Origin of the sequence: Serratia sp. BFP-2025 (assembly GCF_050880365.1) — a bacterium.
Classification (GTDB): domain Bacteria; phylum Pseudomonadota; class Gammaproteobacteria; order Enterobacterales; family Enterobacteriaceae; genus Serratia; species Serratia surfactantfaciens.
The window spans coordinates 357,780-373,869 of sequence record NZ_JBPAFV010000003.1 but is presented as its reverse complement, the minus strand read 5'-3'; the positions used below and the strand labels follow the sequence as shown (position 1 = coordinate 373,869).

The 16,090-nt window shown below is 59.3% G+C and carries 12 protein-coding genes; 3 read left to right on the top strand and 9 right to left on the bottom strand.

Annotated features, from left to right (window positions below; genetic code table 11):
- Positions 1–5: 5 nt before the first annotated feature.
- Positions 6–2,822 (bottom strand): isoleucine--tRNA ligase, encoded by a 2,817-nt coding sequence (gene ileS, locus ACRAWE_RS19840; protein WP_019455022.1) that lies wholly within the window; start codon positions 2,820–2,822, stop codon positions 6–8.
- A gap of 32 nt (positions 2,823–2,854) precedes the next feature.
- A complete protein-coding gene (ribF, locus tag ACRAWE_RS19835) occupies positions 2,855–3,793 on the bottom strand; it encodes a bifunctional riboflavin kinase/FAD synthetase (RefSeq protein ID WP_432525792.1) in 939 nt (312 codons plus the stop codon).
- Positions 3,794–4,183: 390 nt separating this feature from the next.
- Between ribF and rpsT the strand changes: the two genes are divergently transcribed.
- Positions 4,184–4,447 (top strand): 30S ribosomal protein S20, encoded by a 264-nt coding sequence (gene rpsT / locus ACRAWE_RS19830; RefSeq protein ID WP_004932960.1) that lies wholly within the window; start codon positions 4,184–4,186, stop codon positions 4,445–4,447.
- Positions 4,448–4,518: 71 nt separating this feature from the next.
- Here the strand turns inward: rpsT and nhaR are convergent, their stop codons facing one another.
- The 4 genes from nhaR to dnaK form a co-directional block, all read right to left on the bottom strand.
- Entirely contained in the window at positions 4,519–5,418 is a 900-nt protein-coding gene (nhaR, locus tag ACRAWE_RS19825) for a transcriptional activator NhaR (protein WP_025159627.1), read from the bottom strand.
- A gap of 191 nt (positions 5,419–5,609) precedes the next feature.
- Positions 5,610–6,776: a Na+/H+ antiporter NhaA gene (gene nhaA, locus ACRAWE_RS19820; protein WP_019455019.1), complete on the bottom strand. Its 1,167-nt coding sequence runs from the start codon at positions 6,774–6,776 to the stop codon at positions 5,610–5,612.
- 236 nt (positions 6,777–7,012) lie between these two features.
- The gene (gene dnaJ / locus ACRAWE_RS19815; RefSeq protein ID WP_004932969.1) at positions 7,013–8,137 is read right to left on the bottom strand and encodes a molecular chaperone DnaJ; all 1,125 of its coding nucleotides are present in this window, start codon (positions 8,135–8,137) and stop codon (positions 7,013–7,015) included.
- A gap of 105 nt (positions 8,138–8,242) precedes the next feature.
- Positions 8,243–10,156: a molecular chaperone DnaK gene (dnaK, locus tag ACRAWE_RS19810; protein ID WP_004932972.1), complete on the bottom strand. Its 1,914-nt coding sequence runs from the start codon at positions 10,154–10,156 to the stop codon at positions 8,243–8,245.
- Between the two features lie 324 nt (positions 10,157–10,480).
- On the opposite strand from dnaK, the gene satP reads away from it, so the two are divergent.
- Positions 10,481–11,080, top strand: a complete 600-nt coding sequence (gene satP, locus ACRAWE_RS19805; protein WP_025159626.1) for an acetate uptake transporter — start codon at positions 10,481–10,483, stop codon at positions 11,078–11,080.
- Positions 11,081–11,122: 42 nt separating this feature from the next.
- Here the strand turns inward: satP and ACRAWE_RS19800 are convergent, their stop codons facing one another.
- From ACRAWE_RS19800 to tal, 3 genes are all read right to left on the bottom strand, one after another.
- Complete coding sequence (locus tag ACRAWE_RS19800; RefSeq protein ID WP_019455017.1) at positions 11,123–12,430, bottom strand: MFS transporter; 1,308 nt, start codon at positions 12,428–12,430, stop codon at positions 11,123–11,125.
- Between the two features lie 124 nt (positions 12,431–12,554).
- The gene (mog, locus tag ACRAWE_RS19795) at positions 12,555–13,142 is read right to left on the bottom strand and encodes a molybdopterin adenylyltransferase (protein WP_004932980.1); all 588 of its coding nucleotides are present in this window, start codon (positions 13,140–13,142) and stop codon (positions 12,555–12,557) included.
- Positions 13,143–13,293: 151 nt separating this feature from the next.
- Positions 13,294–14,247 (bottom strand): transaldolase, encoded by a 954-nt coding sequence (tal, locus tag ACRAWE_RS19790; RefSeq protein ID WP_004932982.1) that lies wholly within the window; start codon positions 14,245–14,247, stop codon positions 13,294–13,296.
- A 383-nt stretch (positions 14,248–14,630) separates the two neighbouring features.
- Between tal and ACRAWE_RS19785 the strand changes: the two genes are divergently transcribed.
- Entirely contained in the window at positions 14,631–16,067 is a 1,437-nt protein-coding gene (locus ACRAWE_RS19785; RefSeq protein ID WP_063918135.1) for an alanine/glycine:cation symporter family protein, read from the top strand.
- Positions 16,068–16,090: the final 23 nt, after the last annotated feature.

The window sequence follows — 16,090 nt, the reverse complement described above, 5'->3', positions numbered from 1 at the left end:
AATTCTCAGGCAAAGTTACGTTTCTCGCCGTCACCGGCGACGTTGCTTACACAGCGGCCGCAGATGTCTGCATGCTCCGCCACCAGACCGATATCGGTGGTGTAATGCCAGCAGCGCGGGCACTTCTCACCCGGCGCCGTGCTGAAGGCGATCTTCAGCCCTTTCAGCAGCTCGGAAGCCTGTGCGTCGGCCGGCGCATCCGCCAATGGCGCAACGCTTGCCGCAGAGGTCAGCAGCACAAAGCGCAGCTCATCCTGCAGGCTGTTCAGACGCGCCGCCAACTCGCTGTCGGCATACAGCGTCACCGCCGCTTCCAGCGAACCGCCGAGGCGTTTGTCGGCACGCGCCTGCTCCAGCACCTTGTTCACTTCGCCGCGCACTTTCAGCAACTCGGCCCAGAAAGCGTCGTTCATCGGCTCGCCTTCCGCCAGCCCGAACAGGCCGTCGTACCACTCTTCAGTGAACACGTACTGCGCGCGTTTGCCCGGCATGAAGCCCCAGATCTCGTCCGCAGTGAACGACATGATCGGCGCCATCCAGCGCACCAGCGCTTCCACGATGTGATACAGCGCGGTCTGGCAGCTGCGGCGGGCGACGCTGTCGCTCTTGGCGGTGTACTGGCGATCCTTGATGATATCCAGATAGAACGAGCCCATCTCGACCGAACAAAACTGCATCAGACGCTGCACCACTTCGTGGAAATCGTAGTTGGCGTAAGCCTGCTCGATATCCCGCTGCGCCGCCAGCGCACGGCCGACCGCCCAACGATCCAGCACCACCATGTCTTCCGGCGCCACGCAATCGGTGCTCGGCTCGAACCCGTTCAGGTTGGCCAGCAGGAAGCGCGCGGTGTTGCGGATGCGGCGATAAGAGTCGGCGGAACGCTTGAGGATCTCGTCGGACACCGCGATCTCGCCAGTGTAGTCGGTCGACGCCACCCACAGACGCAGAATGTCGCCGCCCAGCTTGTTCATCACGTCCTGCGGGCTGACGGTGTTGCCGATCGACTTGGACATCTTGCGGCCCTGGCCGTCGACGGTGAAGCCGTGGGTCAGCACTTCCTTGTAAGGCGCTTTGCCCTTCATCGCGGTGGAGATCATCAGCGATGACATGAACCAGCCGCGATGCTGGTCGGAGCCTTCCAGATACATGTCGGCGCCGTGACCGTTAAACTCAGGGCGCACGTCAACCACCGAGGCGTGAGTGGAGCCGGAGTCGAACCATACGTCCAGCGTATCCGGCACTTTCACGTAGTCGGCGGCTTCCGCGCCGAGGATGTCGGCCGCGTCCAGATCCCACCAGGCCTGAATGCCGTCTTGCTCGACGCGCTTGGCCACTTCTTCCATCAGCTCGACGCTGCGCGGGTGCAGCTGCTCGGTCTCTTTATGCACGAACAGCGACATCGGCACGCCCCAGGTGCGCTGACGCGAGATGCACCAGTCCGGGCGGTTGGCGACCATCATTTCGATGCGCGCCTGGCCCCAATCCGGGATCCACTGCACGCCCTTGATCTCTTCCAGCGACTGCTGACGCAGGCCTTTCTGATCCATGCTGATGAACCACTGCGGCGTGGCGCGGAAGATGATCGGCGTCTTGTGGCGCCAGCAGCACGGATAGCTGTGCAGGAACTTCTCGACGTGCAGCAGCGCGCCTTTCTCACGCAACAGGTCGACGATCAGATCGTTGGCCTTGAAGACGAACTTGCCGTCCAGCAGTGGATAGGTGCCGGTCAGGTAGCAGCCGTTCGGCCCCACCGGGTTGGCCACTTCCAGACCGTATTTCTGACCGATCACGAAGTCGTCCGGGCCGTGGCCTGGCGCGGTGTGCACCGCACCGGTACCGGCGTCCAGCGTCACGTGCTCGCCGAGGATCGCCGGCACGTCGAAGTCCATGAACGGGTGTTTGAAGCGCAGAAGCTCCAGATCGGCGCCTTTGCAGCTGCCCAGCACCGTCCACTCGGTGATGCCGGCGCGTTTCATCACGCTTTCCACCAGCTCAGCCGCCAGGATCAGGCACTGGCCGTCAACCTGCACCAGCTGATAGGTGAAGTCCGGGTGCAGCGAGATCGCGCGGTTGGCCGGCAGGGTCCACGGGGTGGTGGTCCAGATAACCAGGGAGATGGAGCCGCTGAAGTTGCTCACGCCGAACTTGGCCGCTACGGCAGCCGCATCGGCCGCATGGAAGCTCACGTCGATCGACGGCGAAGTCTTGTCGTAGTACTCCACTTCCGCTTCCGCCAGCGACGATCCGCAGTCGGTGCACCAGTGAACCGGCTTGGCGCCTTTCAACAGGTGGCCGTTGCTGATGATCTTGCCCAGCGCGCGGATGATGTTGGCTTCTGTTTTGAAGTCCATGGTCAGGTAAGGACGATCCCAATCGCCCAGCACGCCCAGACGGATGAAGTCCTTCTTCTGGCCCTCAACCTGCTCGGCCGCGTATTCGCGGCACTTCTGGCGGAACTCGGCCGCCGTCAGCTTCTCGCCCGGCTTGCCATACAGCTGTTCAACCTTCAGTTCGATCGGCAGGCCGTGGCAGTCCCAACCCGGCACATAAGGCGAGTCGAAGCCGGCCATCCCTTTCGACTTGATGATAATGTCTTTGAGAATCTTGTTAACCGAGTGACCAATGTGAATGCTGCCGTTCGCATACGGAGGGCCGTCATGCAAAATGAAGGTTTTTTTGCCCTTTTTGGCAGTACGAATAATCCCGTACAGATCCTGTTCATACCAACGTTGCAGCATGCCAGGTTCACGCTTGGCGAGGTCGCCGCGCATCGGGAACCCTGTTTCCGGCAAGTTCAGGGTATTCTTGTAGTCACTCATTAGATTCTCGGTTCCGTTTTCGGCTATAGAGATTAAACCGGTGTCTGTAGCCCGAAGAACTTCCGGGCCGTCACCACATCATTGGCGATCTGCTGCTTCAGGGCATCGAGCGAAGCAAACCGCTGTTCATTGCGCAATTTTGCGCGGAGCACCACCTCAATATGGCGCCCGTAAAGATCCATTGTGACATCCAGCAGATGCACTTCCAGCTGCTGGCGCACGCCGGCGACGGTCGGGCGCGTGCCGATGTTGGCCACGCCCGGCAGCGGCTGCAGCCCCAGGCCGTACACCTCCACCGCATATACCCCTTTCACCGGCGCCACCAGGCGCTTGAGCGGCAGGTTGGCGGTCGGGAAGCCGATAGTGCGCCCCAGCTCGTCGCCATGCACCACCCGCCCTGAAATACTGTAAGGGTGGCCCAGCAGGGTCTCCGCCAGCGGCAGATCGTCCTCGCTCAGCGCGGTGCGGATCGCGGTGCTGCTGATGCGCCGCTCGCCCTCGCGGAAGGTCGGGGTGCTGACCACCTCGAAGCCGTACTCTTTTCCGGCCTGCTGCAATAGCGGGAAATCGCCCTGACGCCCGGCGCCAAAGCGAAAATCATCCCCCACCATCAGGAATTTGACGCCCAGTTTTTCCACCAGCAGCTCGGCGACGAACGCCTGCGCGGTGTTGGCGGCAAAACGCGGATCGAATTTGACGCACAGCAGGTAATCGACACCCGCGTGCGCCAGGTAGTTGGCCTTGTCGCGCAGGCGCGTCAAACGGGCCGGCGCCTTGTCTGCGGCGAACATCTCCAGCGGCTGCGGCTCAAAGATCATGACCATCACCGGCAGCCCGAGGCGTTTCCCCTGTTGCTTCAACTGTTCCAGCAACGCCTGATGGCCGCGATGCACGCCGTCAAAGTTGCCGATGGTGAGCACGCAACCATGGTGGCGCGCCCGGATATTGTGAATGCCGCGAATTAGCTCCATAGCTGGCTCAAAACAGTGGAAATCGGCGGATTATACCTTGTACAGCCGGTAAGGTTAACCCGCGATTGGTGCCTTTATGTAATAGACATACCATACCGGAGATAATCTGCGCGTGAAACGGCTTCGCCGCAGTTTATCCGGCGCCGCCGGGCCGATTCTCGACCGCGGCCAACGGCTTGCGCCCGGTGCGGCAAAACATTGGCGAATTTTCTCGCGAAACACTGTATTCCCAAGAGCGAAGCTGGTAAAATCCTGCGCCATCACAACGTAGCGAGTGCCGCCTGTACAAACGGCGCTTATTTGCACAAATCCATTGACAAACGAAGGCTAAAAGGGCATATTCCTCGGCCTTTGAATTGTCCTCAATAGAATATATTTGGGAGTTGGACCTTGGCTAATATCAAATCAGCTAAGAAACGCGCCGTACAGTCTGAGAAACGCCGCAAGCATAACGCAAGCCGTCGCTCAATGGTGCGTACCTTCATCAAGAAGGTAGACGCAGCTATCGCAGCTGGCGACAAAGAAGCAGCACAAAATGCATTCCTGGTAATGCAGCCACTGGTGGACCGTCAGGCAGCTAAAGGCCTGATCCACAAAAACAAAGCAGCGCGTCATAAGTCAAACCTGACTGCACGCATCAACGCAATGCAATAAGCATTTCGTTATCTGCTTGATAAAAAAACCGGCTCAGGCCGGTTTTTTTACGCCCTGCGTTCAGCGAACCGCTAGCAGGAAAATAGCGCCGAGAAATCTTTGTTGCACACGCGCTGCACCGCCGGGTGCTGGATCATGCGCTCGGCGAAGATGATGTAATACTCCTCCTGCACGCTGTCGATGCGTCCGATCTCCACCACGTTGTCATCGTTGTAGGTATCCTGCGCATACAGCGTCGGCGCCACGAAAATCGCATTGTGGTACATACCGAAGGCCTTCATCAGCGCCGCATCGTCGAACTCGCCCAGAATCTCCACCTGGATGCCCTGCGTATTGAACCAGTTGAGCAGCTTGCGCCCCAGCATCGAACGGCGGCCGGGGATCAGCAGCTTGCGCTGTTCCAGGCAGGCCGGGAACGGCAGCTCCGGCGCCGGCTGGCGGCAGAAGAAACTGATGCCGCACTCGCCCAGCTTCAGCGAAAACAGCCCTTCCTGCTGGCTGGAGTCCACCGGGCAATCCGACAGGATCATATCCAGTTTGTGCTGGCTGAGCTGCTCCAGCAGCATCTCGTGCGTCGATTCAAAACAGCGCAGGTGGATCTGCTCGTTGTCCACCACCACCGCCGCCTCCAATACCTGGCTGACCAGCCGCTTCGACAGCGCATCCGCCACGCCGACGTCGAACAGCAGGTTGGACTCTTTGCGGTAGTTGACGATATCCAGCATTTCCTGGCTGAGCATAAACATCTTGTCGGCATAGCGGAACACCAGTTGCCCCAGTTCCGAAGGCACCAAGCCGCGCCCCTGGCGCTTGAACAACTTGCCGTCCAGCCGCTCTTCCAGCGCTTTGATCTGGCCGGTGATGGTCTGCGGCGTCAGGAACAACGCTTCGGCGGCGCCGACCACGGAGCCGGCCTTGCAGACCTGCCAGAAATAGTAAAGGTGATTAAAGTTGATATGCGACATCCTCACGAGCGGCTCTCCTTAACAACGTTTCGCAGCGGCAAACGGTGTGCCGTGACGAGCGACAAACTTCCTTTCCCTGCTTCAGACAACGTATAACCCCATTAGTCCCAACGAAGAACGGTCGAAGCTGCACATATTTTATACCGCGCAGCTCCGACCAGCCATTTTTTATGCGCCCCTGTCGGGCGCATTCAGGATTAACGCACGCGCGGCAACGCCAAGCGCAGTAATCCGTACCCGACTACCGCCGCAGCGGTGGAGCCCAATAGGATCCCCAGACGGGAATAGGTGCTGAGCGCCGCATCCGCATCCCCGAACGCCAGCGAGGCGATGAAAATCGACATGGTGAAACCAATACCACAGAGCACCGAAACGGCAAACACCTGTTTGAAGCCGATGCCCTCAGGCAAGCGGGCGATACCCATCTTCACCGCCAGCAGGCTGAAGAGGAAAATACCCAGCGGCTTGCCGATAAACAGGCCGGCCGCAATCCCTACCGGCAGCAGCGACGTCAGCCCTTCCAGCGATACGCCCTGCAGAGAAACCCCGGCGTTGGCGAAGGCGAACAGCGGCAGGATCATAAACGCCACCCACGGGTGCAGCTCATGCTCCAGCGTCTCCGACGGCGATGGCCCCTTCTTCACGTTCAGCGGGATCATAAAGCCGACAATCACCCCGGCCAGCGTCGCATGCACCCCGGACTTGAGGATCGCCACCCACAGCACCAGGCCGACCATCATGTACAGCGAGGTCTTGCCGACGCCGCGCCAGTTCATCACCGCCAGCAGCGCGGTCGCCGCCGCCGCCACGCCCAGCGCCACCATCGACACTTCGTGGGTATAGAACAGCGCGATGATGATAATCACGCCCAGGTCATCGATGATCGCCAATGCCAGCAGGAACACTTTCAGGCTGGTCGGGACGCGATTGCCCAGCAACGCCATCACGCCCAAGGCGAAGGCGATGTCGGTCGCGGCCGGGATCGCCCAGCCCTGGCGGGTGACTTCGTCCGCGCCGTTGAACAGCAGGTAAATCAGCGCCGGCGCCAGCATGCCGCCCAGCGCGGCGATCGCCGGAAACACCGCCTTGTCGCGTCCGGACAGCGAACCTTGCATCAGCTCGCGCTTGACCTCAAGCCCCACCACCAGGAAGAAGATGGCCATCAGCCCGTCGTTGATCCACAGCAGCAGCGGCTTGGCGATCTCCAGCGAAGCGACCTTCACCATCACCGGCAGATTAAGAAAGGCCTGATAGATCCCTTGCGCCGGGGTGTTGGCCATAATCAGGGCGACGATCGCCGCCGCGATCAGGATGATGCCGCCCGCGGCTTCCTGACGTAAAAATTGACGAATAATGTTGGTCACAATACGTCTCTCCAAATCTGTGCAAGGCGCAGCGCCCTGCGAACCACAGTCATGAAGTGAGTATAGATGGCGTTTTAGTTCGAAAAAATAAGTTTATAAATGCTAAATAACTCGGAAAAACCGATCAAAAGCACGAATAAGTCACATTTATATTAGGGAATTAGCGGTTTGGCGCACAAATAAAAACCCCGGGACAAAAGCCCGGGGTTCGCACATAAGCCAAAAGAAACAGAAGGTTAGCGAGTCAGATCGTCAAAGAACTTTTTCACCCCGTCGAAGAAGCTCTTCGAACGCGGGCTGTTCTTGTCACCGGACGGGCCACCCAGGCTCTCTTCCAGCTCACGCAGCAGTTGCTTTTGCTTGTCGTTCAGATTGACCGGGGTTTCCACCACTACGCGGCACAGCAGGTCGCCCTGGCTGCCGCCACGCACCGATTTCACGCCCTTACCGCGCATGCGGAACAGCTTGCCGGTTTGGGTCTCCGAAGGCACCTTCAGTTTCACCCGGCCATCCAGCGTCGGCACTTCTATCTCGCCGCCCAACGCCGCCATGGCGAAGTTGATCGGCACTTCACAGTACAGGTTGTTGCCTTCACGCTCGAAGATCGGGTGCGCTTTCACCTGCACCTGAACGTACAGATCGCCCGCCGGTGCGCCGTGCTCGCCGGCTTCGCCTTCACCCGCCAGGCGGATGCGGTCACCGGTATCCACGCCGGCCGGAATTTTCACCGACAGCGTTTTGGATTTCTCTACCCGGCCATGACCGTGGCACTTGTTGCACGGATCTTTGATGATCTGACCGCGACCATGACAGTGCGGACACGCCTGCTGCACGGTGAAGAAGCCCTGGCGCATCTGCACCTGCCCCTGACCATGACAGGTTGGGCAGGTAACCGGTGAGCTGCCCGGCTTGGCGCCGCTGCCGTGGCAGACGTCGCACTCTTCGAGCGTCGGGATGCGGATCTCTTTGGTGACGCCACGTACCGCTTCCTCGAGGGTCAGCTCCATGTTATAGCGCAGATCGGAACCGCGGCTGGCGCGCTGACGGCGGCCTCCGCCGAAGATGTCGCCAAACACGTCGCCAAAGATATCGCTGAAGTCGGCACCGCCGCCAAAGCCGCCGCCGCCCATGCCGCCCTGTTCAAAGGCCGCGTGCCCATACTGGTCGTAGGCCGCGCGTTTCTGATCGTCGGTCAGGACTTCGTAAGCTTCTTTAACTTCTTTAAACTTGGTTTCGGCGTCTTGTTCCTGGTTGCGGTCAGGATGGTATTTCATCGCCAGGCGCTTGTACGCCTTTTTGATCTCACGTTCATCCGCCGTCTTACTGACGCCGAGAATCTCGTAATAGTCTTTCTTCGCCATTCTTTCGCTTACCCTTAACATGCGTGCACGGGCGCAGAGTTGCCTCGACGCCCGTGCTGGTTTCCGGGAGCGGCATCTCGCCGCCCCGTGCCCGCTTAAGGGCGATTATTTTTTGTCTTTAACTTCTTCGAACTCGGCGTCAACCACGTCGTCGTCTTTCTGCGCCGCGTTGTCCGCGCCGGCGTCAGCACCCTGCTGAGCCTGCTGCGCCTGAGCCATTTCCAGCAGTTTGCCGGAAACCTGCACCAGCGCCTGAGTCTTCGCTTCGATCTCGGCTTTGTCTTCGCCTTTCACCGCCGCTTCCAGATCTTTCAGCGCTGCTTCGATCGCCGTTTTGTCTTCCGCCGGCAGTTTGTCGCCCGCTTCTTCCAGCTGCTTGCGAGTGCCGTGGATCAGGTGATCCGCCTGGTTACGAGTCTGCACCAGCTCTTCGAACTTGCGGTCCGCTTCAGCATTCAGCTCGGCGTCGCGCACCATTTTCTGGATTTCGTCTTCGTTCAGGCCAGAAGATGCCTTGATGGTGATCTTCTGCTCACGGCCGGTGTTCTTGTCTTTGGCAGACACGTGCAGGATGCCGTCGGCATCGATATCGAAGGTCACTTCGATCTGCGCCATGCCGCGCGGTGCCGCCTGGATGCCGTCCAGGTTGAACTGGCCCAGAGATTTGTTATCGCTGGCGCGCTTACGCTCACCCTGCAGCACGTGGATGGTTACCGCAGACTGGTTGTCTTCAGCGGTAGAGAACACCTGGCTGTGCTTGGTCGGGATAGTGGTGTTTTTGGTGATCAGCGGTGTCATCACGCTGCCCATGGTTTCGATACCCAGCGACAGCGGGGTCACGTCCAGCAGCAGAACGTCCTTCACATCACCGGCCAACACGCCGCCCTGTACCGCAGCGCCCACGGCAACCGCTTCGTCCGGGTTCACGTCTTTACGCGGCTCTTTGCCGAAGAAGTCTGCAACTTTCTTCTGCACCATTGGCATACGGGTCTGGCCGCCCACCAGGATCACGTCCTGAATGTCGGAAACCGACAGGCCTGCGTCTTTCAGTGCCACTTTCAGCGGCTCGATGGAGCGCGCCACCAGATCTTCAACCAGCGACTCGAGTTTGGCGCGAGTCACTTTGATGTTCATGTGTTTTGGACCGGTCGCATCTGCGGTGATGTACGGCAGGTTGACGTCGGTCTGCTGCGCGGAAGACAGCTCGATCTTCGCTTTCTCAGCGGCTTCTTTCAGACGCTGCATCGCCAGCGGATCGTTGCGCAGATCGATGCCCTGATCTTTCTTGAACTCTTCCACCAGATAGTTGATCAGACGGCTGTCAAAGTCTTCGCCGCCCAGGTGGGTGTCACCGTTGGTCGCCAGCACTTCGAAGGTTTTTTCGCCGTCAACGTCGTCGATTTCGATGATGGAGATATCGAAAGTACCGCCGCCCAAGTCATAAACCGCGATGGTGCGGTTGCCGACTTCTTTGTCCAGACCGTAGGCCAGGGCCGCAGCGGTCGGTTCGTTGATGATGCGTTTTACTTCCAGACCCGCGATGCGGCCGGCGTCTTTGGTCGCCTGACGCTGGGCGTCGTTGAAGTAAGCCGGTACGGTGATAACCGCTTCAGTTACCGGTTCACCCAGGTAATCTTCCGCCGTTTTCTTCATTTTCTTCAGCACTTCCGCAGAGATCTGCGGCGGAGCCATTTTCTGGCCTTTCACTTCCAGCCAGGCGTCGCCGTTGTCGGCTTCGACGATTTTGTACGGCATGATCGCTTTGTCGCGCTGCGCTTCTTCATCCTGGAAGCGGCGACCGATCAGGCGCTTGATGGCGAACAGGGTGTTTTCAGGGTTGGTCACTGCCTGACGCTTAGCCGGCTGGCCAACCAGAGTTTCACCGTCCTGGGTATATGCGATAATAGAAGGAGTAGTGCGGTCGCCCTCGGCGTTTTCCAGCACGCGTGCCTTGGCACCATCCATAATTGCTACGCAAGAGTTGGTAGTACCCAGGTCGATACCAATAATTTTGCCCATCTAAACGTCTCCACTAAAAAATTCATAATCAGTCAGGTTGCTAACCTATATGCGGGCGATTTTTTACTTTTCAACTGCCCGATATCTCAGTGCGACCCGCGGTTAGCAACTGCGGTTGCAAATAAGATGGGGCCATACAATCCGGCATCAAGGGGCAAGGCGAAAAAAATTTCTTTTTTTATCGTCATTCAGATCATTGTTTCCGGCTGCGGGGATCATTATGATGCGCGCGCTCTGATGGAAAACTTCGATTTTTTGGCCATTCAGACCATTTATTATTTTACTTCGCTGTTTCCGTTAATTTTCTGTTATCGCAGAGGACTTATGCACACCAACAAGTTGGCGAATCCCGGCCCTCTCGGCCTGATGGGCTTCGGGATGACCACCGTCTTGCTGAACCTGCACAACGCGGGCTTTTTCCCACTGAACTCCGCCATCATCAGCATGGGAATTTTCTTCGGTGGCCTGGCCCAGATCCTGGCCGGTCTGCTGGAATACAAGAAGGGCAACACCTTCGGCATGACCGCGTTTACCGCCTACGGCAGCTTCTGGCTGAGCCTGGTCGGCCTGCTGCTGCTGCCGCGCCTGGGCCTGGCTGAAGCCACCGAGGCGCACGTGCTGGGCATCTACCTGGCGCTGTGGGGCGTCTTCACCCTGTTCATGTTCTTCGGTACTCTCGGCGCCAACCGCGTGCTGCAGTTCGTGTTCGCCAGCCTGACGCTGTTGTTCGCCCTGCTGGCCGTCGGCAACATCACCGGCAACCACGCGCTGCTGACCTTCGCCGGCTATGAAGGCATCATCTGCGGCGCCAGCGCCATCTACCTGGCGATGGCAGAAGTGCTCAACGAGCAGTATGGCCGCACCGTGCTGCCGATTGGCGAACCGGCTACGGCTCGCGTCGCGGCATCGCCGGTCACGGCGTAATCGCCCCCCTTAACGAAAAGCCCTGCGATGCAGGGCTTTTTTTTAGCTGTAAGAATCGGCTTGCCGCTCTCCGGCTTCGCTGTTGAGGTCGCGATGCAGGTAGACACCGAGCAGCAGCCCGATCAGCGACAGCGCCAGTACGTAGTAAGCGGGCGCTAACGGGGTTAATTTCATGATCAGCGTCACAAAAATAGGGGTTAAACCGCCGAAAATAGCGTACGAGACGTTATATGAGAACGAGATGCCGGTAAACCGCACTTCCGCCGGGAATGCCCGCACCATCACGTACGGCACAGCCCCCACCACGCCTACGCTGAACCCCACCAGGGCATAGCAGGCGAACAGCATTTCCGGGCGTACGCCCACCGTTTGATAAAACAGCCAGCTGCAGCCGGCCAGCAGCAAACTGCCGACCACCAGCGTTTTGCTGGCGCCGAAACGATCGGCCGACACGCCGGCGACGATGCAGCCGGCGATCAGCATGATGGTGGCGATGCTGTTAGCCTGCAGCGTCAACGCCGGCGCGATGCCGAACTGTTTTTGCAGATAGGTCGGGGTCATCAGGATCACCACCACGATGCCGGCGGAGAGCAGCCAGGTCAGCAGCATCGATACCGCCACTTCCCGTTTGTAGTTGAGCACCACCGATTTCAACGGCAGTTCTTCGGCCAGCGCTTTACGCGCCTGCATCTCGATGAAGATTGGCGTTTCCTGCAGCCAGCGGCGCAGGTACATCGCCACCAGGCCGAACATGCCGCCCAGCAGGAAAGGAATGCGCCAGCCGCCGCCGGCGATGCTCTGCGGGCTGAGCGTGGTGTTGATCACTGTCGCCACCACCGAACCCAGCAGGATGCCGACCGTCAGCCCGGCAGTCAGCGTGCCACAGGCGAAGCCGATGCGCCGGCGCGGCACATGTTCGGCGACGAAGACCCAGGCGCCTGGCACTTCCCCGCCGATCGCCGCCCCTTGCAGCACGCGCATCAACAGCAACAACAGCGGCGCGGCGATGCCGATGCTGGCGTAGGTCGGCAGCAGGCCCATCGCCAGCGTCGGCAACGCCATCAGCAGAATGCTCAGGGTAAACATCTTTTTGCGGCCGACCAGATCGCCGAAGTGCGCCATCACGATGCCGCCCAGCGGGCGGGCCAGATAGCCGGCGGCGAAAATGCCGAAGGTCTGCACCAGCCGCAGCCACTCCGGCATGTCCGCCGGGAAGAACAGATCGCCGACCACGGCGGCGAAGAACACGAAGATGATGAAGTCGTAAAACTCCAGCGCGCCGCCCAACGCGGCCAACGTCAGCGTTTTGTAGTCTTGCCGGTTCAGCCGGCGATTAGTGTCGTGAGGCATAGGGCACCGTCGGTAAAGGCTGTAAAAATAAAAGCCGCAGGCTTTTTGTAAAAGAATCCTTACTATAGCGGCAAATTATTTTCACACCAGACGGACTGAAGCCGATGTCGCAGAACGCTGAAATTTAGAGGTTTATCTCGCGGCGCGCGCTCTTTGGCCGAAATGCTGCTACCACCGCGGCGTGCGTTTCGACGTAAGGCCCGTCGAGCAGTTGAATGCAATAAGGCACGCTGGCGAAGATGCCGTGTACCACCGCATTGCCCTGCTCATCCTTCACCCCTTCCAGCGTCTCCTTGATCGACTTCGGCTGACCGGGCAGGTTGATGATCAGCGCCTGTTTACGGATCGCGCCCACCTGACGAGAAAGAATTGCCGTTGGCACATAGTGTAGGCTGATCTGACGCATTTGCTCGCCGAAGCCGGGCATCACGCGATCGGCGATCGCTAGCGTGGCGTCGGGGGTGACGTCGCGGCGCGCCGGCCCGGTGCCACCGGTAGTCAGCACCAGATGGCAGCCCATTTCATCCACCAGCTCACACAGCGTTTGTTCAATCTGCGTCTGCTCATCGGGGATCAGTCGGGTTTCCAGCTTGAACGGCGTTGCCAGCGCGCCGCTCAGCCACTCTTCCAGCGCCGGGATGCCTTTATCCTGGTAAACGCCGCCGGAAGCGCGGTCGGAAACGGAAACCAAACCAATACGTAAAATATCCATGCGTAACCTCTACTGCCTGATGGGGTCCGAACGGGTTCGTCCCCCGCTCTGTTGTCATTGCCGAGAGTATAAGGGCTTCCCCCGCCGGCGGGAGCGCCGGGCATAAAAAAAGGTGGCCTGAGCCACCTTTTTACTGTGCGATCTGCGGCGATTACAGCAGGTCGGCGATCATTTTTTCCAGTTTGCCCTGGTCTACGGCGAACTTGCGGATGCCGTCGGTCAGTTTTTCAACCGCCATCGGATCCTGGTTGTGCTGCCAGTAGAACTCAGGTTCAGTCAGTGCGGCAGGACGCGCCTTCACTTCACCGGTGTAAGACAGTTTGCGCTCCAGCGCGCCTTCGCTCTCCGCCAGCTCTTTCAGCAGCGCAGGGGCGATAGTCAGGCGGTCGCAGCCGGCCAGCTCGATGATTTCGCCGACGTTACGGAAGCTGGCGCCCATCACCACGGTGTTGTAACCGTGCTGTTTGTAGTACTGGTAAATCTCGGTCACGGAGATCACGCCCGGATCTTCATGCGGCGCAAACTCTTTCTTGTCGCCGTTGGCTTTGTACCAGTCGAGGATACGGCCGACGAACGGCGAGATCAGGTAAACGCCAGCTTCGGCGCAGGCGCGAGCCTGAGCGAAGGAGAACAGCAGGGTCAGGTTACAGTTGATGCCTTCTTTCTCCAGCTGCTCCGCCGCGCGGATGCCCTGCCAGGTAGAAGCCAGCTTGATCAGGATGCGATCGTTGCTGATGCCGGCTTCGTTGTACAGCTTGATCAGGCGCTTGGCCTTGGCCACGCTGGCCACGGTGTCGTAAGACAGACGCGCGTCCACCTCGGTGGAGATGCGGCCCGGAACCAGTTTGAGGATCTCCAGACCAATGTTGACCGCCAGCTTGTCGGCGGCGTCGGCGATCTGCTGCTCGCGATCGCTGCTCTGGCCGCGCGCCCAGGCGATGGCTTCGTCAATCAGTTTGCGGTATTCAGGAATTTGGGCTGCATTGAGGATCAGCGAAGGGTTGGTTGTGGCGTCCTGCGGTTGATACAGCTTCATTGCCGCGATATCACCCGTATCTGCAACCACCGTAGTCAGCTGGCGCAGGGAAGTTAATTTGTCGGTCATGTTGGCATTATCTCATCGTTTGTGCATGAACTTTTGGCATTGTTCAACCATGCCCTGCCCTGATAATAACATGCGCCAAGCCCGGTGCAAGGCTGGAAAACCGCGGCGCGCAAGCATCTGTTTTATCCTTGGGCGAGCAACCGTTTACGCCGATATCTTTCGCCATTACCGAGCGGATGAAAAGGCAATAACGTGCTATCACCCGAATAAATTATGTTAAATTCGAAAAAATTGATGCAATTCGTCCGCTAATCTGCGAAAAATCTTAATCGACTGACGCCGGACCGATTCCAGCTAAGCTCTTGTAAAAAATAGGCCAATGTTTTTCACCTGCGGTGGATGCTGCCAGGTGCGCATTAAATTTCGATAAGAGGAGGGATCCCTTGACGGACCTGATGAATTTTATAAACAACATTTTGTGGGGGTCGGTGCTGATTTATCTGCTGCTTGGCACCGGCATTTACTTCACGTTGCGCACCCGCTTTATTCAGCTCCGCCACTTCAGCCACATGTTCTCGGTGTTGAAAAACAGCAATAAAAGCGACAGCGCCGGCATCTCCTCTTTCCAGGCGCTGTGCACCACGCTGGCCGCGCGCGTCGGCACCGGCAATCTGACCGGCGTCGCCATCGCCCTGACCGCCGGCGGCCCCGGCGCCATCTTCTGGATGTGGGTGGTGGCGTTTATCGGCATGGCCACCTCATTTGTGGAAAGCTCGCTGGCGCAGCTCTACAAAACCAAGGACGATAACGGCAACTACCGCGGCGGCCCGGCCTACTACATGGAAAAAGGCCTTGGCATGCGCTGGATGGGCGTGCTGTTTTCCATTTTCCTGATCATCGCTTTCGGTCTGGTGTTCAACGCCGTACAGGCCAACTCCATCGCGCAGGCCTCCGCCGTCGCCTTCCACTTACAGCCGCTGCATGTCGGCATCGGCCTGGTGGTGCTGAGCGGCGTGGTGATCTTCGGCGGCATCCGCTCCATCGCCAAAGTGGCCGAGCTGGTGGTGCCACTGATGGCCGGCGCCTACCTGCTGCTGGCCCTCTGGGTGATTGGTCATAACATCGAACACATGCCGGCGATCCTGACGCTGATCTTCAAAAGTGCATTCGGCCTGCAGGAAGCCGCGGCAGGCGCGGTCGGTTACGGCATTTCTCAGGCGATGACTCAGGGCGTGCAGCGCGGTCTGTTCTCCAACGAAGCCGGCATGGGATCGGCGCCCAACGCCGCGGCGTCCGCCTCGCCTTATCCGCCGCATCCCGCCTCACAGGGCTACGTGCAGATGCTCGGGGTGTTTATCGATACCATCGTCATCTGCAGCGCCACCGCGGCGATCATCCTCTCCTCCGGCATTCTCGATCAGCCGACCGACAGCATCAGCGGCATCGATCTGACCCAGCGCGCGCTGTCGACCGCCGTCGGCAGTTGGGGCGCGCCGTTCGTCGCCATCGCCATCTTCTTCTTCGCCTTTACCTCGATCATCGCCAACTACGCCTATGCCGAGAGCAACCTGGTGTTCCTCGAGCACAACCACCCGGGCGGCCTGCTGATCTTCCGCTGCGTGGCGCTGGGCATGGTGATGTTCGGCGCGCTGGCGGAGCTGCCGCTGGTGTGGAAAATGGCGGATACCTCCATGGCATTGATGGCGATCACCAACCTGACGGCGATCCTGCTGCTGTCGCGGGTGGCGCTGAAGCTGGCCGACGATTACCACCGTCAGCGCCGCCTGGGCAAACTGCCGACCTTCGATGCCAACCGCTACCCGGAGCTGAAGTCGCAGCTGGAGCCGGGCGTGTGGGACGATCAACAGCCGCCGCGCTGAATTTTCCGGGGCGTGTGCGATGC

Coding starts and splice junctions, on each gene's coding strand:
- ileS (WP_019455022.1), bottom strand. CDS start 2,822: ATGAGTGACTACAAGAATACCCTGAACTTGCCGGAAACAGGGTTCCCG.
- ribF (WP_432525792.1), bottom strand. CDS start 3,793: ATGGAGCTAATTCGCGGCATTCACAATATCCGGGCGCGCCACCATGGT.
- dnaJ (WP_004932969.1), bottom strand. CDS start 8,137: ATGGCGAAGAAAGACTATTACGAGATTCTCGGCGTCAGTAAGACGGCG.
- dnaK (WP_004932972.1), bottom strand. CDS start 10,156: ATGGGCAAAATTATTGGTATCGACCTGGGTACTACCAACTCTTGCGTA.
- satP (WP_025159626.1), top strand. CDS start 10,481: ATGCACACCAACAAGTTGGCGAATCCCGGCCCTCTCGGCCTGATGGGC.
- ACRAWE_RS19800 (WP_019455017.1), bottom strand. CDS start 12,430: ATGCCTCACGACACTAATCGCCGGCTGAACCGGCAAGACTACAAAACG.
- mog (WP_004932980.1), bottom strand. CDS start 13,142: ATGGATATTTTACGTATTGGTTTGGTTTCCGTTTCCGACCGCGCTTCC.
- tal (WP_004932982.1), bottom strand. CDS start 14,247: ATGACCGACAAATTAACTTCCCTGCGCCAGCTGACTACGGTGGTTGCA.